We start from the raw sequence: 21,941 nt of genomic DNA, 5'->3' as shown, positions 1-21,941 counted from the left end.
GATAAGGAAAATAGTCCGAAAACTACCGTTTGACAGCCTCCCAAGCCGTGAACAGTGCGTAACGGTGCCAAAAAGGTAAGTTTAATCCGCCGTTTTGAAAGAAATTGTTTTACCTCTGACCAATTTGGTGTTAGGCAACTGTCAAATTGCGGCACTATCCATTTTTCCGCCGCGAAGGAGAGACCTATGACCGGAATGCGTTTCATCCGACGATGAAATTGAAACTGTGCTCAACGCGCACAGAATGCATTCCATTGGCTTCCTCTGGCCATCGACTTCTCTCTTCAGGCAATTCTCCCATGCAACAGCTTGAACTGACCTACGCGCAGGAAGATCCTGCGCACGACATCGAGATCGAGGATATGAATGCGGAAGCGTTCGGTCCCGGTCGTTTCACCCGTGCAGCGCATTTTATTCGGGAAGGTGGGCCACACGACTACAACCTGTCTTTTGTGGCACTGATGGGCGGTATCGTTATCGGGTCGCTGCGTATGACGCCGGTTGTGGCTGGTAAAACACCAGCTTTGTTGCTTGGCCCCCTTGCTGTGCGCCCTGATTGGAAAAAGCGCGGCATTGGTGGCACACTGATGCGGATGTCATTGGAAGCGGCCAGGAATGCCGGTCATAAGCTGGTCATTCTTGTTGGCGACCAGCCTTATTATGGTCCGTTCGGATTTAATATGGTGCAGCCGGGTTCGATGATTATGCCTGCGCCGGTCGATCAGCGCCGGATGCTCGCTTGCGAGCTTGTGCCCGGCGCATTGAGCGGCGTTGGCGGCGTCGTGCGCCACGCCAATAGAGCTTAGCAGTTATAATATGGTCTGCGTTCGCGAAGGCGCTTTACCGCCCTTCGCGATACCACATGCTGCCGAATATGAAGAGCAGGGCTGCGAGAGCAGCCAAACCAGAGAACAGCGGCAGGCGGTTTACGCTTTTGAGTTGAGTATCGGTTGTCTCACGCAAACCAATCCAGTCATTGCCACTTGCGGAACGACCAGCACCGACAGCTGTGATCGCAGGCACCTGAACTGCGCTGTTGGCACTCGCATGCACGCGATGGACTGAGCCGCCGGTTGCATCGGCAAGTGGCTTCAGACGATCTGGGGTCGAGATACTGTCCAAGAACTCAGGCGCGTCGACCGGACCTACATGGGCAAGTGTTTCATAGTCGCCGTTTTTAATGCGGAAGATGCCGATTTCATCCGTCTGCAATGTGCCGTCGAACAGGCCCGGTTTGTTTTGTGTGAGATTGATCTGCAGTTCTTTGCCGGATGGTGTGGTGACTGAGGCTGTGCCCGGATTATCGCCCATCGTCTGACGATGAATGGTCAGCGTACGACCATTTCCGCCAGCAGTAAGTGCTTCTTCTTCAAGCTCCGGTTCCTGCATCAGCCAGTGGGCGATGCGGCGATAAAGTGCTGCATAAGGACCGCCGCCTTCAAACCCGCGCGCCCAGAGCCAACCCTGATCCGAAAGGAACATGCCGACGCGACCCTTGCCGACACGGTCGAGTACCAGAAGTGGCTTGCCATCGGCCCCGCTCATGACGGTTTCACCTCGTGGCTGGCCGATATCGATCGTGCGGAACCAGCGGCTCCAATGTGGCGGCTCCTGCTCGCTGCCATCAAGGCCGCGTGTGACGGGGTGGCGTTTGCCAAGCTCAGTCAGGCGCGGATAGAAGGCTTTTTCCGTGAGCGTGCCGGTGGGCATGGCGGGCAGGGCGCTATAAAGCGGTGTGCGTGCAATCGACATGTCGCCCGCATATTCGGGACCGGCGGCAACCAGCAAAGCGCCGCCATTTTCCACATACTGCGCGATGTAATCATAATAAAGCAGCGGCAGCACATCGCGATGCTGATAGCGATCAAGAATGATGAGATCGAACTCATTGACCTTGTCGACGAAAAGCTCGCGCGTTGGGAAGGCGATCAGAGAAAGCTCGTTGATGGGTGTCCCGTCCTGCTTTTCAGGTGGGCGCAGAATGGTGAAATGGACGAGGTCTACGGCTGCGTCAGATTTCAAAAGATTGCGCCATGTGCGCTCGCCATTATGCGGTTCACCCGATACGAGCAATACACGCAGGTTCTCGCGAATACCGTCGACTGTAGCGACTGCACGATTGTTGGCATCCGTCACTTCGCCCGGAAGGGTCGGGGTGATTATCTCGACGATATTGACGCCTGCACGCGGCAGTTCGATGGTGACGGGGGTCTCCTGACCAACCTGTGCCTGCTCTTCACTAACAGCTTCTCCGTTGACACGGATTTCTACAGGTGCGGCCCTTCCAAGGCTCTTGCCTTCATCGATGACCGTGAAAGACATTTCCATCGGCTTGCCGCTGATGCCGTAGCGCGGAGCTTTGTTGAAGCGAATGCGGCGGTCGAATTCGTCCGGTTTGCCCGTAACCAATGCATGGACGGGTGCGTCGAAGCCAAGCGCATTTTTGTTGGCCGGAATGTCGTGCACCTGGCCATCTGTGATCATGATTGCGCCAGCCACGCGTGACGGCGGTACATCAAGCAATGTGCGAGCGAGCGGTCCGAACAGACGGGTCGCATAACCGTCTTCGTTCTCGCCCGGCTGAGCAGCTTCAACGACACGTGTCTCAAACTGCTGCATGGTTGCAAGCTGGTCCTGTACGGCCTTAAGGGCTGCATCCGTATCAGCGCGACGGTTGCCCAGTTCCTGGCTCTGGCTGCGGTCAACAACAATCGCGACGACGCTTTTCAGAGGTTCGCGTTCTTCACTGATGATGACCGGATTGAACAGCGCCAGGGCAAGGGCTGCGGCGGCAAGCAAACGGATCAGCCCGCCGCGCATGCGCAGCGCTATTGTTGCCAACACAAGCAGTGCCAGTGGGACCAGAATGCCAATGAGCCATGGTAGCGAGAGGAACGGTTCGAACTCTATATTCATGTCAGTTACCCAGCCGCTCAAGCAGGGCCGGAACATGGACCTGATCGGATTTGTAATTGCCGGTGAGCATATACATGACAATATTCACGCCGCCGCGGATCGCATAAATGCGCTGCATTGGATCATTCGGCACGGTTGGCAATAACGGGTTGCCTTGTTCGTCCACAGCCCATGCCCCTGCAAAATCATTTGCAGTGATCATGATCGGTGAAACACCGTCGCCGGTGCGCACAGGCCGGTCCTGTGCTGCATTGGTGGGCGCGGTTGCTTCTACCCAAAGCGGGCTGCCTTCATAACGACCGGGAAAATCCGGCATGATAAAGAAGGATTTGGTCAGCACGTGATCGTCTGGCACAGGCTCAAGTGGCGGTACATTCATGCCATTGAGAATGGCGCGGAGGCGCTGGTTGGCTGGTGAAGCAGCCGGATCAAGACTTGCTCCCGCCTGCAACTGGTCACGCGTATCGAACAAAACCGTGCCGCCCTGCTGCATATAGGCATCAACCTTGGCGATGGCCTCGGGATTTGGCATTTGGGCATCGGGATCAATCGGCCAATAGATCAGGGGATAGAATGCGAGTTCGTCCTTTGCAGGATCGACGCCGATCGGATCACCGGGTTCCAGTGCTGTTTTGTCCAGCAGGGCAAAGCTTAAACCGCGCAGGCCAGCCTTGCTGATATCATCGGTCGCGGCATTGCCGGTGATGATATAGGCAAGATGAGTCTTTGAGACGGAATTGATAATTGCCTCATCGCCCGGCTTACTGTCGTCGTGCGTTTGCGGTTCCTGCGCGTGGGCTGAAGGGATCGCTGGGGCCAAAAAGCTGATGGCAGAACTCGCGGCAATCAGAATAGCGATTCCGGCGACTTTCGAACGAATTTTCATGCGGCGGCGGAATGCGCCGCGCAGCCAGAGCATCAGCAATGTGTCGAGCGCCAGCAGCATGGCGGCTGCCGCAAAAAATGGGCCGCGCAGCGAAATGGATTGATCAGCATCGTAAGATGTCGGGATTATGCCGACAGATAGCGCGGGTTGGCTGATTGGTTGAAGCTCGATGTCATTATCCTCGAAAATATTGAGCGCTTTCAGACCGTCTTCATTGCCGTAAAAACCCGGTGGTGTGTTGATGCTGACGTCAGGCAGTTTGTCTTTTTCCACGATCAAGGGTTTTGCTTCCGATGATGGGGGCGCCAGTTCACCAGACGCCGAAAGGAGCTGGAATGGTGGCAACGAAATGGATTGCTGATTGTCCTGTGAGCCCATGCGCTGCGACAGCGACACGATACGGCGCAGCATCTCAACAAATGACCCGGAAATCGGCAGGCTCGACCATGTTGCATCAGGTGAAATGTGGAAGAGAACGACATTGCCGCGACCGCGGGTCTCGCCGGTGACAAGTGGCGTTCCGTCTGCCAGCGTCGCATAGGCCTTGTCGTTGAGATCAAAAGACGGTTCAGCGAGAACCTGCCGATTGACCGTCACGTCATCAGGAACAGAAAGGCCTGCAAAGGGACCCTTGTCGGAAAAAGAACGCAATTTCTGAGGCTCTGACCATGACAAGGTGCCGCCGAGTGCGCGTTCGCCCTTACGAAGACGGACAGGCAGAAGCGGATCATTTTCGCTGGCACCGGCCAGGCGAGGGCCTGCAAAACGGACCAGCGTTCCGCCGTCTTCGATCCAGCTCGAAAGCTGTTCTTCAACAGGCTTGGGCAAGGTGCCGATGTCCGCCATGATGAGGATCGACGGTTTGGCATCCAGCAATTCCGGTACGGTCTTCATCAAATCTGCAGAACGCGGTTCGATCAGATTGGCAAAGGGTGACAGCGCACGCGAAATATAATGAAGCGGGGACAGAAGCGGCTGTGCGAGATCTCCATCGCCACTGGCCAGAAGACCAATGGTGCGGCGCTCGGAACCGGCATCGATCAAACGCGTGGCACCAGCCTGTTGAATACCATCCACACGGATCAGGCGGAAATCGTTTCGCAACTCGACTGGCAGGCTAAAGCGGGCCGTCCCCTCATTGCTTCCTACCGCAAAGGATAGCGGCGCTTCCGCAATACGTCGGCCTTTGTCGTCATAAGCTGACGCCGTCAGCGTGCGTGGCATGGTTATGCCATCGGGGCGAATAGCTTTTGCTTCAAGACTATCGGCCTTGTTCTCGATGCCTGTCAGAGCAAGAACGCGGTCCAGATCGGCGGCATACCAAAGCACAGAAGTAAGGCGATCGTTCTGATCGAGCTTTATGAAGGCGTCTTTGTCATTGGCCTGTGCCAAACCATCATTCATGAAAGCCAGACGGATTTTTTCGCCCTGTGGTACAGTCGATGCGAGGCGGTCCAGTGTGGCTTTACGATCAACGGGAATCGGGCGTGGCTGCAAGGCCTGCAGACGTTCAGTTGCACGATTGCCGTCATAAGGGCCGATCTCAGCATTGGCAGGCTCTGCAGTGCCAAGCACATAAATTTGCGTGTTGGTGCCTTCCGCATCGGCAATCAATCTTTCTGCAGCAGTGACACGCTGTGTCCATTCTTCCGCCGACGCCCAACCATTATCAATGACGATTGCCAGCGGTTCATTGCCGGAAAGGGTGGTAGGGCGCGGGTTCCACACCGGCGAAGCAAGGGCGAGGATAACCAGTGCGGCGATCAGGAGACGAAGAAGCGTCATCCACCATGGGCTTTTGGACGGCACTTCTTCACGCTTGAAGACCTGTGCCAGAATCCGTAGCGGTGGGAATGTTTCTTCCTGTGGGCGCGGTGGCGTCATGCGCAGCAACCACCAGATAACCGGCAATGCGATAAGGCCAGCCAGAATCAACGGTGATCCGAATGCGAGCGGAAGAAAATTCATGAGCGCGAGCCTCCCCAAGAGGATACTTGTGAGGATGCGCTGAGAGCATCATGCAGTCGCGACAATGCCTGCGTGGCGGGTGTGTCCGTACGATGCACGATAAAGCTCCAACCAAGGCGTCTGCAAAAATCGGCCAGTGTATCCCGACGGGCTACATAAAGACGGCGATAGTCTTCGGCATAGGTTTCTGCGCGGCCCGCCACGAGGGTGACTCCCGTTTCAGGATCGCGAAATTCGGTGCGGCCGGAATAGGGGAAGGTTTCTTCTGCGGGGTCCGCCACTTCCACCAGATGTGCGCGCACACCACGACGCGCCAGACTATCGAGCAATTCCGTCAACTCATCGAGCGGATGCAGGAAATCGGAAACGAGCACCACTTCAGAGAAACGGCGTATCTGATCGATATCGGGCAAAGGGCGGGCAGAATTGTCATGCATTAAGGCACCCGCCAGACGTTCCGCACCATTGCGGGCCGAAAAGGGCTGCAACAAGGATGGGAAAGCGATGCGTTCGCCTGAGCGGGAGAGCAGTTCTGCCAGTGCCAGGGTGAGCACTAACGAACGCGCTTCTTTCGAAACAGGCGAGAGTTGTGAACGATAAAGCATGGAGGGCGAGAAATCGCACCATAGCCAGACTGTGTGTGCCGACTCCCATTCGCGGTCACGCACATAGGTATGATCGTCCCGCGCTGAACGTCGCCAGTCGATGTGGACGAGAGACTCGCCCTGCACATAGGGTCGGAATTGCCAGAAGTTTTCGCCGGGGCCGCGTTTGCGACGACCATGCCAGCCATTCATCACAGTGTTGACGACACGCTGCGCTTCGACCAGCAGATCAGGAATACTCGATGCCCGCGCACGTGCACGAGCCAGTGTATCCTTGTGATCTGATGATGAAACTTCCGCGCCGATCACCATCAGGCAGCAGCCTTCACCAAATTGGCAATGACATTGCGAACATGCATACCATCGGCACGTGCTGCAAAATTGAGCGCCATACGATGCTGCAGAACCGGTTCGGCCAGAGCCTTCACATCATCAATGGATGGCGCGAGGCGACCCTCGTAAAGTGCACGTGCGCGCGCACAGAGCATCAGCGCCTGACTGGCGCGTGGACCTGGACCCCAGGCGATGTGCTTCTTTGCATGATCATTGTCTGCATCCGGTCGTGCCGAGCGCACCAATTTCAAAATTGCATCAACCACGCTTTCGGAAACCGGCATGCGACGCACAAGTGCCTGCATCTGACGCAGTCGATCCGCATCGAGAATTGCATGAGCCTTGGCCTCGGTTACGCCTGTGGTTTCAAGCAGGATACGGCGCTCAGCATCCAGTTCAGGATAGAGGATATCGATCTGCATCAGAAAGCGATCAAGCTGGGCTTCGGGCAGAGGATAGGTGCCTTCCTGCTCCAGAGGGTTTTGCGTGGCAAGCACGTGGAATGGGGCGGGCAGATCATAACGCTGACCGGCAACGGTCACGTGATATTCCTGCATGGCCTGCAACAGCGCGGACTGGGTGCGCGGCGAGGCACGGTTGATTTCGTCGGCCATCAGAAGTTGGGTGAAGATTGGTCCCTTGAGATAGCGGAAGGAACGGCGACCGTCAGCGTCCTGCTCCATCACTTCCGAACCGATAATGTCCGATGGCATCAGGTCCGGCGTGAACTGAATACGCTGGCCCGACAGGCCAAGAACGGTTCCCAGAGTTTCGACAAGCTTTGTCTTGGCAAGGCCAGGCACGCCGACGAGCAGTGCATGACCACCTGCGAGAATCGCAACGAGCGCGCGTTCAATAACGCTTTCCTGCCCGAAGATAACGGTGCCGACATTCTCCTTGATGCGTGCGATGTCAGCGAGGGCGCGTTCGGCTTCGGCAACAATTTCATTGTAAGCTGTAGAGGAATTAGCGGCTTCGGGCGTAACAACAACGCTCATAGGGACCTCGCAATATTTCCGCATATGATTGGGCGGAGAACCGGACTGAAGGCGACTGCCTCTGAAACTTAAATCGCACTATAATGCTGACAAGCCGTGAAACGGTGACTATTTCATGACTCTATGCATTTTAATCACATTCGAGCAGGAATAACCGAGTCGGATGACAAAAAGCACCCCTAACGGCAAACATGAGCCGCAAAGTTCAATGAAGGCGGCTGCGAGTGCTGGCGGACTGGAAGCTCTGATTGCACGCGCCCACGCCGATGCCCATAGCGGACCGGCGACGAAAGAACGTGGAATTCCGCCTGTGGAACGCTGGAATCCAGAGTTTTGCGGCGATCTGGATATGGAAATCCGTGCTGACGGAACATGGTTCTATATGGGGACACCCATTGGACGCCCTCAGCTTGTGCGACTGTTCTCGACTGTGCTGCGCAAGGATGAAGACGGAAAAACCTATCTTGTAACGCCGGTGGAGAAAGTTGGGATTCGCGTGGAGGACGCGCATTTCATTGCCGTTGAAATGCAGGTTTCGGGCGAGGGAGAGGCGCAGAAGCTGACTTTGCGGACCAATGTCGGAGATGTGATCGAAGTGGGTGATGAGCATCCGCTACGCTTTATCATTGAAAAGAACAGTGGAGGCCTCAAGCCATATGTGCTCGTTCGCGGTCGACTGGAAGCATTGCTGACGCGGGCTGTGATGTATGATCTCGTCGCACTCGGCGAAGAGATTGCGGTTGATGGCGTGTCGATGTTTGCGGTGCGCTCAAATGGAGTGATTTTTCCAATCATGCCTACCGATGCACTGGAGGTCGCCCTTCAATGAATGAGCGTGCACCACATCTCTTTCCGGCTTTTTCTGCGAGTGATTTTGCCGAGCGCGTGCGCAACTGGCAGCCGGATCATGACGATCTGACCGGAGACTATTCGCTCAACCCGGAATTCACACAAGCCATGGTCACATCGAAAATGCGTGATGCTGCCGTGCTCGTACCGGTGGTGGATCGTGGACCGGAGGCGACGTTGCTGCTGACGCGGCGCACTGAAAAATTGCGCAAGCATTCTGGCCAGATTGCTTTTCCGGGCGGCGCGATCGACCCGGAAGACGGTACGGCTGAAAATGCAGCGCTACGCGAAGCCAACGAGGAAATCGGGCTTATCTCCGAACGGGCTGAAATCATCGGGCATATGCCGCGCTATCTGACGGGCAGCGGGTTTTCGATCACCCCTGTTCTGGCGGTCGTTAACACGCCTTTTGACGTGTATCCCAATCCGGACGAGGTGGCGGATATATTTGAAGTGCCGCTTTCATTCCTTATGAACCCGGCCAACCATCGGCGCGAAAGCCGACTGTTCAACGGTCAGGAACGTTTTTATTACGCAATGCCATATCACGAACGATTCATCTGGGGTGTGACCGCAGGGATCATTCGCGGACTTTATGAAAGGCTCTACGCTTGAGCGAGACACGCATTCATTCCATCAATATTTCTAGCCGTGCCGATTGGCTGAAGGCGAAGCCACTTCAGGCGCTTTTTGCAGCATTGAACCGTGATGGTGGCGAAGCGCGCGTGGTCGGCGGTGCTGTGCGCAACACGCTGCTGGGCACAAAAGTCAGTGATATCGATTTGGCTACCACGCATCTGCCGCAGGATACTGTACGACTTGCGCAGGAGGCAGGCTTCAAGCCCGTGCCGACCGGTATTGAGCATGGCACGGTGACGGTTGTCGTTCAGGGGCACCCCTTTGAAGTGACAACATTGCGCAAGGATATCGAAACCGATGGTCGCCATGCCAAAGTGGCTTTCGGTACGGACTGGAAAGCGGATGCCGAGCGACGTGATTTCACGATCAATGCGCTTTACGCAACGGTTGATGGCGCGGTGATCGATTTTGTTGGCGGGCTGGCCGATATTGAAACGCAGACACTGCGTTTCATCGGCGATGCCGAAGCGCGTATCCGGGAAGATTATTTACGTATCCTGCGGTTCTTCCGCTTCTTTGCCTGGTATGGTTCGGGTCGTCCCGAAACCGATGGCCTGCGCGCCAGTGCGCGTCTCAAGGATGGCCTCGATCAGCTTTCTGCCGAGCGCGTCTGGTCAGAACTCAAGAAGCTCCTTGCTGCCCCAGATCCTTCGCGTGCGCTTTTGTGGATGCGGCAGGCTGGTGTCCTCACCGCCATTCTGCCCGAAAGCGAAAAATGGGGCATCGATTCGATCCATGGCCTCGTGCGTACAGAAGGCGATCTTGGCTGGCCTGTGGATGCTTTGTTGCGGCTTGAAAGCATGATTCCGCCGGATACGGCTCGCGTCGATGCTATGGGCAAGCGGCTTAAAATGTCGAACGCAGAACGGGCACGGCTTGAAGCATGGGCGCGGGCTGATGCCATCAAGCCGGAAATGTCTGAACAGGCGCTGAAAAAGCTAGTCTATCGTGGCAGTAAGCAGGCAGTCCTGGATCGCATTCAACTCAGCTATGCCCAAGCACGCAATGAAGCGATCGGCAGTGATGAGGCCATGATCCGTGCAGGTGGTTACGCGCGTCTGCTTGAGGCTGTTCAAAGCTATGAAGCGCCGGTGTTCCCGGTTACGGGTGGCGATCTTCTTCGCCTTGGCGTCGAGAAAGGCCCCGTTTTGGGCGAAAAGCTGCGCGAGTTGGAAACTCTCTGGATTGACTCAGGTTTTAGTCTTGACCACGAAGCGCTTCTGGACAAACTTGATCGCAATAAAATGAACGATTGACGGTTGATTATACAAAATCACGCCGCGATTTTCTGAGTTTATATCGTAAGTTCCGTTTTAGAGCATAATCCGACCGGAGTGAAACGAGGATCGATAAGATTATGCTTCAATAAAAAGGGTTGAGGCGCACCGATCTGATTCAATCAAATCGGCGCGTCTCAAGCGCCTGATTTGAAAGAGCAAAGAATGTCCTCTTCCGATACATCGACTTCGCAGAATACGGCCACTGATCCCAAGCAGAATTTTGGTACTGACGGTATCGCGCCTATGGAGCGTCCGGGTGCGGTAACACGTTTCTTCATGGGGATCGTTGCCTGGGCAGAGCGGCTTAATCTCAAATATGCAAAGCTTGGCAATCCGCCTGTTTATGACAATGCCACCTTTCCTTGGGCAGCAGAGGTTGAGAAGGAATATCCGGCTATCCGTGCGGAGCTGGAAAAGGTTCTGCTGCGGCAGAGCGAACTGCCGTCCTTTCAGGATATTTCATCAGACGTAAAAACGATCTCGACGGATAATCACTGGAAGACGTTCTTCCTGCTCGGTTTTGGCGTGAAGTCTGAGCAGAACGTTCGCGCATGCCCCAATACATGGAATGCCGTGCAGAAAATTCCGGGCCTGACCACCGCCATGTTCTCGATCTTTGAGCCGGGCAAGCATCTGCCACCGCACCGTGGTCCTTATAACGGCGTGTTGCGTCTGCATATGGGCATGATCGTGCCGGAGCCTGCCGACAAACTTGCGATCCGCGTCGATAAGCAGATTTGTCACTGGCAGGAAGGTAAGGTTCTGATTTTCGACGATGCCTATGAGCATGAAGCGTGGAACCACACCGAGCATACGCGCGTGGTGCTGTTCGTCGACTTTGTGAAGCCGTTGAAATTCCCTGCGCGGTTCGTCAACTGGGCGCTGATGAATCTCGCGATCTTCACCCCCTTCATCAAGGAAGGGTTGGACAACCACAATGAGTGGGAAAAGAAGTTCTATGCGCAAGCTGAAAAGCTTCGCAACAAGCCAAAAGCCTGAGCGATTTGACTTCAAGCTACAGCACTCTTAAATAATCTTCCGGAGGGCTTTTGAGCCCTCCTGTCTTTTTTGTGACCCATCATTAGTCTGGGTCTGCGTTAATGGGAATTGTTGATGCTGGAGATTGTCGGAAGCCTCTGATCGTTCCGAACGATAACTGCGGGTTTTAGAGCGCGTTTCGATCTGATTGGATCAGATCGGCGCTCTAATCATTTGTTTTAACGCGCATCTTTGTCCGAAAACCGTTTCACACTTTTCGGGATGCGCTCTAATCCACGCAGATGTTCAGGGACGGAAACGGCATTGGCCGTGGGTAAACTTTTGTTTGTCCGCGAGAGCTGGTGCTTGTCATGGTTTCCATCCAGGCATTAACGACAATGAATATCTCACGCATTGAACAGCGCGTACTGCACGTGCTGGCGCAGGGGGGCTATATCCGCCACCTGCGCGAAGACGGACGTATCTGCGAAATCGAATGTTATACCCGCGAAGGTTATCTGCTTTCCGATTGCACAATGGCTGTCTTTCAGCAGTTGCGCCGGAAGCGGCTGATCGAATCCCGCGCAGGCGGCGCGTATCGCATTTCGCTTAAAGGACGCATCAACGTCCGTGCACAAGCCAATAATCGATGAAGGAGGGTATGATGCATATCCGCAAGGAGCAACCAGGGGACATCGCTGCAATTCGTCGCCTGACTGATGAGGCATTCCGCGGGGTGCCTTATAGCAATCAGAAAGAGGCTGCTATCATCGATGCACTTCGTTTGGCATCGGCACTGACTTTGTCACTGGTTGCTGAGGAAGAAGGGTCTCTTCTTGGTCACGTGGCTTTTTCGCCTGTGCTCATCGATGGTACTGATTGCAACTGGTACGGGCTTGGCCCCGTGTCGGTTCAGCCGGGCAGGCAAGGTGAGGGAATTGGTAGTACACTCATCCGAGAAGGTCTTTTGCGACTGCAAGAGGTGGGAGCCAAAGGCTGCGTATTGCTCGGTGACCCGGGCTACTATCAGCGTTTTGGTTTCAAGGTTGATGAAGGACTCAGACTTGACGGTGTTCCGCCTGAGTATTTCCAATGCCTTCTGATTGACGGTGAAATGCCGAAAGGCAAAGTGACCTATCACTCAGCATTCTATGCATAAATAAAAGGGCGGGAAATTCCCGCCCTTTTATTTAGTTCACTGTACCTGTTACGGCCACTTCACCACGGGTGGCATGGATGAGAGAATAGAATTCACGTTGCCGCCGGTCTTGAGACCGAAGATCGTGCCGCGATCATAAAGCAGGTTGAACTCGACATAGCGTCCGCGACGGATCAGCTGTTCTTCGCGCTCTTCCGGTGTCCATTCCTTGTTGAAGTTCTGGCGCACCAGATGCGGGTAGACCACCGAGAAACCACGACCGACATCGCGGGTATAAGCGAAGTCCTTATCCCAGCCGCCCTGTTCTTCGGTTGAATGCAGCCAGTCATAGAAGATGCCGCCAATGCCACGCGCTTCGTCACGGTGAGGCAGGAAGAAATACTCGTCGCACCATTCCTTGACGCGCTGATAATCAACGATATCCTTATGTTTTTCGCAGATGAAGCGGAACGCCTTGTGAAAGGCGAGGGTGTCCGGATCTTCCTGTGTGCGGCGGTTGTCGAGAACGGGTGTAAGGTCAGCGCCACCACCGAACCATTGGCGTGTGGTCACGACCATGCGGGTGTTCATATGGACGGCTGGCACATTCGGGTTCTGCGGATGCGCGATCAGTGAAATGCCGCTTGCCCAATAGCGTGGGTCTTCTTCGGCGCCCGGTATCTGCTTGCGGAACTCAGGAGAAAATTCGCCATAGACGGTCGAGACATGCACGCCGACCTTTTCAAAGACGCGGCCATGCATGATGGACATGACACCGCCACCGCCTTTGCCTTCATCCTTCTGCCATGGGGTGCGAACAAAGCGTCCTGGCTCCTGATCGGAAAGCTGGCCCTGCAAATCGTCTTCGAGCTGTTCGAAGCTCGCGCAGATACGGTCGCGCAGTTCTTCAAACCAGCTCTGAGCAGCTTGCTTTTTCTCTTCGATATCGTGCGGGATGATTGCCGGAATTTCGTCGCGCTGCATTTTGGATATCCTCTCACGCAATGTACCGAGCGACCGAAAGGCCGCAAAAATTCAAACGTCTATCTTCCTGACTTAGCAAAGTCCTGCAGTCTGGCAAAGCGCGAAGAGTGCGCGGCTTGCGGGTGCGAATTCCTCTCCCCAAGAAAAGACTCGTCATGAAGTCGTTGCTTCCCTATCTTAAGCTTCCAAGGGATTGGAAGTTTCGAGTTTTCCCTTGTTTCGGGAGGCAATTGCATGACCGCATCTTCGCCCCGCCCACCACTTGAAGGCTTGCGCAAGCAGCTTGAAAAAGGCCGCGCGAATAAAAGTCGTCTTCCGCGCGATGGCTTCATCCGCGAGACATTCGCTCTTCCGCGGCAGGCCGCACGCGATAAAGCGCGGGAATGGTTTGAGGCTTTCCCCAAGGCTGCCTATTGGACTGAAATCGAAAGCTGGTGTGAACGGCCTGATGATGTCATCGAATTTACGATGCGTCGCCTGCCGACATCGGATTAGAGATCTGAGTCAACGAGACGCTTTAAGCCATTGAAACCAGATTCAAATCAGGCATTTGCGAAAACGCCCTCCGGTTTTGCCGAAGGGCGTTTTCATTTCTGAGTCGTTATAGCATTACGAGACACTATTAACTCTTACGCGCATTTCTCCCGAAAACCGGTTTCCACTTTTCGGAATGCGCTATTTCGCTTCCGTCTGAGGTGCTTGCTCCCACGACTTCCAATCCTTGATGATGCTGTCAGCATATACCTTGCCAACGCGATAGGCATTGGTCGTTGCCAGCGGGAAACCACCCGACTTTGCCGCAAGGGATTCTGCAGCCGTCTGGTCTTTGCCCTGACGGTCGAAGTTGGAAGACGTACGCAGCAGCGCAATACGATCATAATCGAGCTTGCCTGCGTCGGCTGCGCGCTTAAGCGAGGTCAGCGTTGCATTGTCTTCCATCTGTGACGTGCAGTAGTTCGCTTTGCCATCGGTCAGGAGCTTTGCCCACTGTTCCATGGCTTCGCCGAGCTTGGTGCCGTGCCAGTATGTGTCGCCCGATGCGGTATCGCAGATTGTGACCTGAGGCGCGCCGGTGGCTGCTTCTTCCGTGTAATGCTTGCGATATTCCTTGGCATCGTCGCTGTCGAGAAGTTCAACGCCCTTGGTTGTTTTAAGAGCGTAATCGGCAAGCTTGCCATTGAGTTCGAAAACTTCCGTACCTGCAGCCCATTTTGGCTTTTCACCCGGCTTTTCAGCGCCGAGACCGAAGAAGTCGGTCGGCCAGCCTTCAGGTGCTTCGCGGATATCAATGCGATGGTTGAGGTTGGCATCGACTGCGTATTTTGCCCAATGCGCAGAACCGAGTGTGCCATGCTTCGGATCAACGCCTGCGATACCGGCGATGAGGAAATAGGTGTGGCTCAGATCAAGCTTGTCGCTCAGCGCCATTGCTGAGACAGCGCTTGCTGCATTTGCAAAACCCATGGCCGTGGTCATGTGGCAGAGGCCTTCAGCCGTGCAATCGATCTCGGGATATTCAGGGCTCAAGCCCGCAAGCTTCAGCTTCTGCGTGAATTTTTCACCTTCCAGCCAAGGCTTTGCTTCCTCACCGAACATGGTGATGACCATGACCTTTGGCGAAATGGTTTCAGCAGTTTGCGCAAACGCAGGAGCGGCAACTGCGGTTGCCAGAAGCGAGGCCGTAAGAACAGAGGTGCGGAACGATGGCTTCATCGGAGAAGAACCTTTTCTGACTGAATATTAAATCTGCTTCGGGAACTGATTCCGTTTGTTCGTCTATGCGATTGAAACGGAATCGTTTTTTAAATTTCGCTGGCGCATAGCTTCGCCTGCGGTCAGTGCCACGGAAACCGCAAGATTGAGGGATCGTGCGCCCGGCACCATGGGGATAATCAGCCGCGCATCCGCGATGTCCTGAATGCTGTCAGGAACGCCTGCGGACTCTCGCCCGAACAACAGGATGTCATTTTTCTGAAACTGATAATCCGTATAGGGGATCGCGGCCTTGGTCGACAGCAACACAAGGCGTTTGCCTGCCTGCTGACGCCAATCATTGAAATGCTGCCAGTCGGCATGGCGGGTGAGGGCCGCCTGTTCCAGATAGTCCATGCCCGCGCGCTTCAGTGATCGGTCGGAGATGTCGAAGCCCGCAGGCTCGATCAAGTCCACCGCGAAGCCGAGGCATGCGGCCATGCGCAGGATGGTTCCCGTGTTTCCGGGAATGTCAGGCTGGTAAAGAGCGACACGCAGTTCCATATGAGGCGGGTAACGCACAAATCCGATAGCCGCAAGTGTTCAGATCGGTTGCGTCTCTCGCGTCAACACATCAATTCGCGGATGGTGCCTGGTATGAGGATGAAAGTTCTCCTATCACAAAAATATTCCCTTTTTGTTCCTATTTTGCCTTGGCAATTTTTAAGGAGACACATAAAAGGATCGCCATGTTCAGATGGTTTGAAAAACGACTCGAAGCCTACCCCGAAGACCCCGCGCGCGAGCCTCCGCGCGGGCTGGTGGCCTTCTGCCTTTATTATACCCGTGGCGCATGGCCATGGATTATCGGCATGGCAATTTTCACAACGCTGATCGCGATCATCGAAGTGTCGCTCTTTGCCTTCATGGGCAATATTGTCGACTGGCTTTCGCATCAGTCGCGTGAGACATTCCTGAGCAACGAGGGCTGGCGGCTTGCGATGATTGCAGGCGTTGTGCTGGTTGGCTTGCCCGGTGTGGTGCTGATCCATTCGCTGCTCATTCACCAGACGTTGCTCGGCAACTATCCGATGCGCGTGCGCTGGCTGATGCATCGCTATCTGATCCGTCAGTCCATGTCGTTCTTTCAGGACGAGTTTGCCGGACGTATCTCGACCAAGCTGATGCAGACTGCTCTCGCCGTGCGCGAAACGGTGATGAAACTGCTCGACGTGCTGAACTATGTCATCGTCTATTTCGCTGGCACGCTGTTTATTGCGGCCTCGGCGGATATTGTTCTGATGATCCCGTTTGCTGTCTGGCTGATCGTTTACATTGTCCTGTTGCGCTTCTTCATTCCGCGTCTCAGGGTGATTTCCGAACAGCAGGCTGATGCACGCTCATCGATGACTGGACGTATTGTCGACAGCTATACCAATATCGCGACCGTGAAGCTGTTCTCGCATTCAAGCCGTGAAGAGTCTTATGTGAAGGAAAGCCTCGACGGCTTCCTTGGTACCGTGCATCGACAGATGCGGCTCATCACGATGTTTCATTTCACGCTCTATATGGCGAACTGCATTCTGTTGTTTGCCGTGGGTGCGATCGGCATCAAGCTCTGGATGAATGAAGCCATTTCCGTGGGTGCTGTTGCTGTCGGCATCGGCCTTGTGCTGCGCCTCAACGGCATGTCGCAGTGGATCATGTGGGAAATGTCCGCGCTGTTCGAAAATATAGGCACAGTAGAAGACGGCATCACAACAATTGCACGTGCACATGAAGTGGTGGATACGCCGAATGCGCCCGCGCTGCATGTCAGCAAGGGTGCGCTGGATTTTGACAAGATCGGTTTCCACTACGGCAAGGGCAAGGGTGTTATCGAAGGCCTGTCGCTCGACATCCAGGCTGGGCAGAAGATTGGCCTCGTCGGCCGTTCGGGTGCGGGTAAGTCCACGCTGGTCAATCTGTTGCTGCGCTTCTACGATCTCGAGAAGGGTCGCATCCTGATTGACGGGCAGGACATCGCCAGGGTCACGCAGGATTCGCTTCGCGCGAGCATCGGCATGGTCACGCAGGATACATCGCTTCTGCATCGCTCTGTACGTGAGAACATCATGTATGGTCGCCCGGATGCGACGGATGAAATGGTCGAGCGGGCAATCCGTCTGGCACAGGCTGATCAGTTCATTCCGCTGCTGACCGACGCGAAAGGTCGGCGCGGGCTTGATGCCCATGTCGGAGAGCGTGGTGTAAAGCTTTCCGGCGGTCAGCGTCAGCGTATCGCGATTGCGCGGGTTATGTTGAAGGATGCGCCTATCCTCATTCTGGACGAAGCAACGTCAGCGCTCGACTCGGAAGTGGAAGCAGCCATTCAGGACAGCCTGAATACGCTGATGGAAGGCAAGACCGTTATTGCGATCGCCCATCGTCTTTCGACCATTGCCGCCCTTGATCGTCTCGTCGTGATGGACAAGGGCCAGATCGTTGAAGATGGGACGCATGAGGAACTTGTTGCGCTTGGCGGCATTTATGCTGGACTATGGGCGCGGCAGTCGGGCGGCTTCCTGGGATTTGATGAACAGGCCGAAGCAGAGATGGCAAAGTAAGGATCACGCATTTGATGAAAGCGGTTTATAGCCTGTTCGAGCGCTGGGTTAACCCCTTCCGCGAACCGGACAAGCTCAGACCGCCTTCAACAACACTCGCCTTTCTCTGGCATTATGCACGCCAGGCTAAATGGCCACTTGCAGCCTCGTTGGCCGTCGGCGGCCTTTTGCCATTGGTGGAGGCAGGTCTCTTTTATTTCACAGGCAGGCTTGTCGATATTCTCGATCAGGCTGGCAAGGGCGGTGTCGAACGCAGTTGGTCGGCATTGTTTCAGGCTGCAGGTCCGGAACTTCTGTTCATGGGGATCACGGTTCTCGTCATCCGCTTTGTCGTTACCGCGATAAATACGCTGCTGGAAGGTCAGACGCTTTCACCCGGCTTCTACAATATGATCCGCTGGCAGGCGAACTCTTACGTTCAGCGGCAATCCTACGCGTTCTTTCAGAATGATTTTGCTGGACGCATTGCCACCAAGGTCTGGCAGGCGGGGCAGGCGGCTGGTGATCTTATTGAAAGTCTCATTCAAGTCGTCTGGTTTATGGCGATTTATAGCATCACAACTCTTTTTCTGGTCGGCCGCCTCGACTGGCGGTTGGCTGCAGCCGTTATCTTATGGATCGTTGCTTTCGGCCTGATCGCCCGACATTATCTGCCACGCATTCGCAAGAGTGCTGAAGCCTCCGCTGAAGCGGGCTCGATGATTAATGGCCGTATTGTCGATAGCTATTCCAACATTCAGACGATCAAGCTTAATACCGCTGATGATGACGAACGCTACATGCGCGAAGGCTTCATGCGGTATCTCGCTGCAATCTTGCCTTTCATGCGTTCATTGACTGGCGTGCGTCTTGCAATGACCGCGCTTTCTGGTGTGATGATCGTTACTGTAGCTGCAATTACCATCGATTTGTGGACCCGTGATGCGATCACCGTTGGACAGGTGTCCTTCACGCTTGGTCTGGTTTTGCGGTTGAACATGCTGCTTGGTCGCCTGATGATGCAGCTGAATGGTATGCTGCGTCAGCTTGGGCTGATCGAAAATTCGATGAAGCTTGTTTCCGAACCTTTGGGTCTGGAAGACAAGCGCGGTGCAAAACCATTGCAGATTACCGAAGCGCGCATCGATATCCAAAACGTCACGTTTCATTATGGCAAGGCGGCGGGTGTTCTCGATGGTATTAACTTCTCCATCAGGGGCGGGGAACGCGTGGGGCTCGTCGGCCATTCGGGCGCAGGTAAATCGACCCTCGTCAATCTGATCCTGCGCCTTTATGACGTCGAGAAAGGGGCGATCCTTGTTGACGGCCAGGACGTGCGCGATGTGACGCAAGCATCACTGCGCCGTGCCTTTGCGGTGGTCAGTCAGGAAACCGCACTTCTGCATCGCTCATTACGTGAGAATATCATGCTGGCGCGCGACGATGCGACGGATGAAGAGCTTGCGCAGGCTGCACGACAGGCGGAAGCAGATGAGTTTATTGCCAAGCTTGAGGACTTCAATGGACGCAAGTCTTTCGACGCTTTTGTCGGTGAGCGTGGTGTCAAGCTTTCTGGCGGCCAACGTCAGCGTATCGCGATCGCACGCGCTATTTTGAAGAATGCACCTATTCTTATTCTGGATGAGGCGACTTCTGCGCTCGACTCAGAAGTGGAAGCTTCGATCCAGGAGAACCTTCGTCAGCTTATGGACGGTAAGACCGTGATCGCTATTGCGCATCGTCTTTCGACCATTGCAGCACTTGACCGCCTTATTGTGATGGACAAAGGCCGGATTGTTGAAGAGGGCACTCATGATGAACTTATCGCACGAGGTGGCATTTATGCCGGTCTGTGGGCACGCCAGTCGGGCGGTTTCCTAGGCATTACCGGCTAATTCAAGACAATTTCGCGAGATGTTTCGCAAGCCGCTCAAAGTAAGATTTGAGCGGCTTGTTTTGTTCGGTCGCTTTTAAATCATCCCAATAAAGCACCCTGCGACATGGTGCCGTCCTATGAGGTTGGCGTCTGGACAAGGCTTTTCAACCTGCCTAAACCTCAATGTTGAGATGGAGGGAATTTCGTTCTGCAAGCAATTGTAGAACTGCTTTTTGCGTGAGCGCAAAAGGTTGGACTACTTTTGCCTAAGTGCAAAGGAACGAGGGGAGATTTCAATTGGATATCCAGGTTAAAAAGGAATTGGCACGTGAGCGCACACGACACGGCTGAGCCGACACGGCGTGATTTTTTGTATATTGCGACGGGAATGGCCGGTGTCGTCGGTATCGGCGGACTGGCATGGCCGTTTATCGACCAGATGCGCCCCGACGCTTCGACGCTTGCTGCAGCGTCCATTGAGGTTGATGTATCGTCTCTGGCAGAAGGTGCGTCACTCACCGTTAAATGGCGCGGGAAGCCAGTTTTCATCCGTAACCGTACGGCCAAAGAAATCGAAGATGCCAAGACGACTGCTCTTGGTGATCTGAAAGATATCGCGGCCCGCAATGCGAACCTTCCTGCTGATGCGGAGGCGACCGATGTCGCGCGTTCTGCTGGTGAAGGTAAGGAAAACTGGATCATCATGATCGGCGTTTGTACCCACCTTGGTTGCGTACCGCTCGGTGAATCGGGTTCTTTCGGTGGCTGGTTCTGCCCATGCCACGGTTCGACCTATGACACCGCAGGTCGTATCCGCAGCGGTCCAGCACCGGAAAACATGCACATTCCGGCATACGCATTTGCTTCCGATACGGTCATCAGGATCGGCTAAAACAGATCTTGGGGAGAGAAAACATGAGTGGTGGACACTCCACATATACGCCCTCGACCGGCATCGAAAAATGGGTCGACGAACGACTGCCTTTACCGCGCCTGGTCTATGATTCCTTTGTTGCCTATCCGACGCCACGTAACCTGAATTACATGTATACGTTTGGTGGCATTCTGAGCTTTATGCTCATTGCGCAGATCATTACTGGTATTGTGCTGGCAATGCATTATGCGGCTGATACGGGCATTGCGTTCAATTCCGTCGAAAAGATCATGCGCGATGTCAATTCCGGCTGGTTGCTGCGCTATATGCACGCCAATGGAGCATCCTTCTTCTTCATTGCGGTTTATCTGCATATTGCTCGTGGTCTGTATTATGGCTCCTACAAGGCGCCGCGCGAGCTTCTGTGGATTCTCGGTGTGGTGATCTTCCTTCTTATGATGGCAACAGCCTTCATGGGTTATGTGCTGCCATGGGGACAGATGTCCTTCTGGGGTGCGACGGTTATCACGGGCTTCTTCACCGCCTTTCCGGTGATAGGCGAACCGATCCAGCAATTGTTGCTTGGTGGCTTTGCTGTCGACAATCCGACGCTGAACCGCTTTTTCTCGCTGCATTATCTGCTGCCGTTCATGATTGCAGGTGTTGTTATCCTGCACGTCTGGGCACTGCACGTAACCGGCCAGACCAACCCGACAGGCATTGAAGTCAAGTCGAAGACAGACACACTGCCGTTCACGCCTTATGCGACCATCAAGGACGCTTTTGGCGCGCTCGTCTTCTTCATCTTCTTCGCGTATTTCGTCTTCTACTTGCCGAACTTCCTCGGTCATCCAGATAACTATATCCCGGCAGACTCGCTGAAGACGCCAGCTCACATCGTTCCGGAATGGTACTTCCTGCCGTTTTACGCGATGCTGCGCGCTATCACCTTCAACATCGGACCGATCGACTCGAAGCTCGGCGGCGTTCTGGCCATGTTTGGTTCAATCGCGATCCTCTTCGTGGTTCCCTGGCTCGATACGTCGAAGGTTCGTTCAGCGGTCTATCGCCCTTGGTTCAAGCTGTTCTTCTGGCTGTTCGTCATCAATGCCATCTTCCTTGGCTGGCTTGGTTCGCGTCCTGCGGAAGGCACTTATGTCTTCATGGCTCAGTTGGGTACGCTTTACTACTTCGCATTCTTCATCGTCATCATGCCGGTTCTTGGCCTGATCGAGACGCCAAAGCGTCTGCCGAACTCGATTACCGAGGCGGTACTGGAAAAGGGTGCAGGCAAAGCTGAGATCGCCCCAGTGGACATCAAGGCTTGAAGCAGCGAAAAA

General features: G+C 54.7%; 19 protein-coding genes. 12 read left to right on the top strand and 7 right to left on the bottom strand.

Features of this window, described 5'->3' with window-relative positions; all coding sequences use genetic code 11:
* The first annotated feature begins 299 nt into the window (after positions 1 to 299).
* Complete coding sequence (locus C9380_RS09045) at positions 300 to 806, top strand: GNAT family N-acetyltransferase (RefSeq protein WP_128093405.1); 507 nt, start codon at positions 300 to 302, stop codon at positions 804 to 806.
* A gap of 34 nt (positions 807 to 840) precedes the next feature.
* Here C9380_RS09045 and C9380_RS09040 read toward each other — a convergent pair whose 3' ends face one another.
* The 4 genes from C9380_RS09040 to C9380_RS09025 are packed head-to-tail and all read right to left on the bottom strand — an operon-like array spanning position 841 to position 7,706.
* On the bottom strand, positions 841 to 2,916 hold the full coding sequence (locus tag C9380_RS09040; RefSeq protein ID WP_128093404.1) for a hypothetical protein: 2,076 nt from the start codon (positions 2,914 to 2,916) through the stop codon (positions 841 to 843).
* Between the two features lies 1 nt (position 2,917).
* The gene (locus tag C9380_RS09035) at positions 2,918 to 5,770 is read right to left on the bottom strand and encodes a DUF4159 domain-containing protein (protein ID WP_128093403.1); all 2,853 of its coding nucleotides are present in this window, start codon (positions 5,768 to 5,770) and stop codon (positions 2,918 to 2,920) included.
* The gene (locus C9380_RS09030) at positions 5,767 to 6,687 is read right to left on the bottom strand and encodes a DUF58 domain-containing protein (RefSeq protein WP_128093402.1); all 921 of its coding nucleotides are present in this window, start codon (positions 6,685 to 6,687) and stop codon (positions 5,767 to 5,769) included. Before C9380_RS09030 ends, C9380_RS09035 begins: the two co-directional genes overlap by 4 nt.
* Positions 6,687 to 7,706: an AAA family ATPase gene (locus tag C9380_RS09025; RefSeq protein WP_128093401.1), complete on the bottom strand. Its 1,020-nt coding sequence runs from the start codon at positions 7,704 to 7,706 to the stop codon at positions 6,687 to 6,689. The genes C9380_RS09030 and C9380_RS09025 overlap by 1 nt, the downstream gene beginning before the upstream one ends.
* 163 nt (positions 7,707 to 7,869) lie before the next feature.
* Here C9380_RS09025 and C9380_RS09020 point away from each other — a divergent pair, with 163 nt between their 5' ends.
* The 6 genes from C9380_RS09020 (at position 7,870) to C9380_RS08995 (ending at position 12,611) form a co-directional block, all read left to right on the top strand.
* A complete protein-coding gene (locus C9380_RS09020; protein WP_128093400.1) occupies positions 7,870 to 8,535 on the top strand; it encodes a DUF1285 domain-containing protein in 666 nt (221 codons plus the stop codon).
* On the top strand, positions 8,532 to 9,170 hold the full coding sequence (locus tag C9380_RS09015; RefSeq protein WP_024899405.1) for a CoA pyrophosphatase: 639 nt from the start codon (positions 8,532 to 8,534) through the stop codon (positions 9,168 to 9,170). The genes C9380_RS09020 and C9380_RS09015 overlap by 4 nt, the downstream gene beginning before the upstream one ends.
* An 11-nt stretch (positions 9,171 to 9,181) precedes the next feature.
* On the top strand, positions 9,182 to 10,450 hold the full coding sequence (locus C9380_RS09010; protein WP_245872455.1) for a CCA tRNA nucleotidyltransferase: 1,269 nt from the start codon (positions 9,182 to 9,184) through the stop codon (positions 10,448 to 10,450).
* 186 nt (positions 10,451 to 10,636) lie between these two features.
* Positions 10,637 to 11,473 carry an ornithine lipid ester-linked acyl 2-hydroxylase OlsC gene (olsC, locus tag C9380_RS09005; protein WP_128093399.1) on the top strand — a complete coding sequence of 279 codons (837 nt, stop codon included), beginning with the start codon at positions 10,637 to 10,639 and terminating at the stop codon, positions 11,471 to 11,473.
* Positions 11,474 to 11,850: 377 nt separating this feature from the next.
* Entirely contained in the window at positions 11,851 to 12,105 is a 255-nt protein-coding gene (locus tag C9380_RS09000) for a YjhX family toxin (protein WP_024899408.1), read from the top strand.
* 11 nt (positions 12,106 to 12,116) lie between these two features.
* A complete protein-coding gene (locus tag C9380_RS08995) occupies positions 12,117 to 12,611 on the top strand; it encodes a GNAT family N-acetyltransferase (protein WP_128093398.1) in 495 nt (164 codons plus the stop codon).
* 48 nt (positions 12,612 to 12,659) lie between these two features.
* Here C9380_RS08995 and hemF read toward each other — a convergent pair whose 3' ends face one another.
* On the bottom strand, positions 12,660 to 13,574 hold the full coding sequence (gene hemF / locus C9380_RS08990) for an oxygen-dependent coproporphyrinogen oxidase (protein ID WP_128093397.1): 915 nt from the start codon (positions 13,572 to 13,574) through the stop codon (positions 12,660 to 12,662).
* Positions 13,575 to 13,808: 234 nt separating this feature from the next.
* Here hemF and C9380_RS08985 point away from each other — a divergent pair, with 234 nt between their 5' ends.
* Positions 13,809 to 14,069: a hypothetical protein gene (locus C9380_RS08985; protein ID WP_128093396.1), complete on the top strand. Its 261-nt coding sequence runs from the start codon at positions 13,809 to 13,811 to the stop codon at positions 14,067 to 14,069.
* Between the two features lie 180 nt (positions 14,070 to 14,249).
* Here C9380_RS08985 and C9380_RS08980 read toward each other — a convergent pair whose 3' ends face one another.
* Both C9380_RS08980 and C9380_RS08975 read right to left on the bottom strand, forming a co-directional pair.
* Positions 14,250 to 15,287, bottom strand: coding sequence for a purine-nucleoside phosphorylase (locus C9380_RS08980; RefSeq protein WP_128093395.1), 1,038 nt, complete (start codon positions 15,285 to 15,287; stop codon positions 14,250 to 14,252).
* 63 nt (positions 15,288 to 15,350) lie between these two features.
* Positions 15,351 to 15,830 (bottom strand): tRNA (cytidine(34)-2'-O)-methyltransferase, encoded by a 480-nt coding sequence (locus C9380_RS08975; RefSeq protein ID WP_024899413.1) that lies wholly within the window; start codon positions 15,828 to 15,830, stop codon positions 15,351 to 15,353.
* A gap of 185 nt (positions 15,831 to 16,015) precedes the next feature.
* On the opposite strand from C9380_RS08975, the gene C9380_RS08970 reads away from it, so the two are divergent.
* The 4 genes from C9380_RS08970 (at position 16,016) to C9380_RS08955 (ending at position 21,929) form a co-directional block, all read left to right on the top strand.
* A complete protein-coding gene (locus C9380_RS08970; protein ID WP_128093394.1) occupies positions 16,016 to 17,872 on the top strand; it encodes an ABC transporter ATP-binding protein in 1,857 nt (618 codons plus the stop codon).
* Between the two features lie 14 nt (positions 17,873 to 17,886).
* Complete coding sequence (locus C9380_RS08965) at positions 17,887 to 19,746, top strand: ABC transporter ATP-binding protein (RefSeq protein ID WP_024899415.1); 1,860 nt, start codon at positions 17,887 to 17,889, stop codon at positions 19,744 to 19,746.
* Between the two features lie 309 nt (positions 19,747 to 20,055).
* On the top strand, positions 20,056 to 20,619 hold the full coding sequence (gene petA, locus C9380_RS08960; protein WP_024899416.1) for a ubiquinol-cytochrome c reductase iron-sulfur subunit: 564 nt from the start codon (positions 20,056 to 20,058) through the stop codon (positions 20,617 to 20,619).
* Between the two features lie 23 nt (positions 20,620 to 20,642).
* Entirely contained in the window at positions 20,643 to 21,929 is a 1,287-nt protein-coding gene (locus C9380_RS08955) for a cytochrome b (protein WP_024899417.1), read from the top strand.
* The last annotated feature ends 12 nt before the right edge of the window (positions 21,930 to 21,941 follow it).

The sequence above is a fragment of the Brucella pituitosa genome (genome assembly GCF_003049685.1).
Taxonomy (GTDB): domain Bacteria; phylum Pseudomonadota; class Alphaproteobacteria; order Rhizobiales; family Rhizobiaceae; genus Brucella; species Brucella pituitosa.
The sequence above is the reverse complement of the archived record's forward strand: the minus strand, read 5'-3'. Positions and strand labels throughout refer to the sequence as shown.

Coding starts and splice junctions, on each gene's coding strand:
- C9380_RS09025 (WP_128093401.1), bottom strand. CDS start 7,706: ATGAGCGTTGTTGTTACGCCCGAAGCCGCTAATTCCTCTACAGCTTAC.
- C9380_RS09030 (WP_128093402.1), bottom strand. CDS start 6,687: ATGGTGATCGGCGCGGAAGTTTCATCATCAGATCACAAGGATACACTG.
- C9380_RS08975 (WP_024899413.1), bottom strand. CDS start 15,830: ATGGAACTGCGTGTCGCTCTTTACCAGCCTGACATTCCCGGAAACACG.
- C9380_RS08955 (WP_024899417.1), top strand. CDS start 20,643: ATGAGTGGTGGACACTCCACATATACGCCCTCGACCGGCATCGAAAAA.
- hemF (WP_128093397.1), bottom strand. CDS start 13,574: ATGCAGCGCGACGAAATTCCGGCAATCATCCCGCACGATATCGAAGAG.
- C9380_RS09015 (WP_024899405.1), top strand. CDS start 8,532: ATGAATGAGCGTGCACCACATCTCTTTCCGGCTTTTTCTGCGAGTGAT.
- C9380_RS08970 (WP_128093394.1), top strand. CDS start 16,016: ATGTTCAGATGGTTTGAAAAACGACTCGAAGCCTACCCCGAAGACCCC.
- C9380_RS09045 (WP_128093405.1), top strand. CDS start 300: ATGCAACAGCTTGAACTGACCTACGCGCAGGAAGATCCTGCGCACGAC.
- olsC (WP_128093399.1), top strand. CDS start 10,637: ATGTCCTCTTCCGATACATCGACTTCGCAGAATACGGCCACTGATCCC.
- C9380_RS09020 (WP_128093400.1), top strand. CDS start 7,870: ATGACAAAAAGCACCCCTAACGGCAAACATGAGCCGCAAAGTTCAATG.
- C9380_RS09035 (WP_128093403.1), bottom strand. CDS start 5,770: ATGAATTTTCTTCCGCTCGCATTCGGATCACCGTTGATTCTGGCTGGC.
- C9380_RS08995 (WP_128093398.1), top strand. CDS start 12,117: ATGCATATCCGCAAGGAGCAACCAGGGGACATCGCTGCAATTCGTCGC.
- C9380_RS09040 (WP_128093404.1), bottom strand. CDS start 2,916: ATGAATATAGAGTTCGAACCGTTCCTCTCGCTACCATGGCTCATTGGC.
- C9380_RS08980 (WP_128093395.1), bottom strand. CDS start 15,287: ATGAAGCCATCGTTCCGCACCTCTGTTCTTACGGCCTCGCTTCTGGCA.
- C9380_RS08985 (WP_128093396.1), top strand. CDS start 13,809: ATGACCGCATCTTCGCCCCGCCCACCACTTGAAGGCTTGCGCAAGCAG.
- C9380_RS09000 (WP_024899408.1), top strand. CDS start 11,851: ATGAATATCTCACGCATTGAACAGCGCGTACTGCACGTGCTGGCGCAG.
- C9380_RS08965 (WP_024899415.1), top strand. CDS start 17,887: ATGAAAGCGGTTTATAGCCTGTTCGAGCGCTGGGTTAACCCCTTCCGC.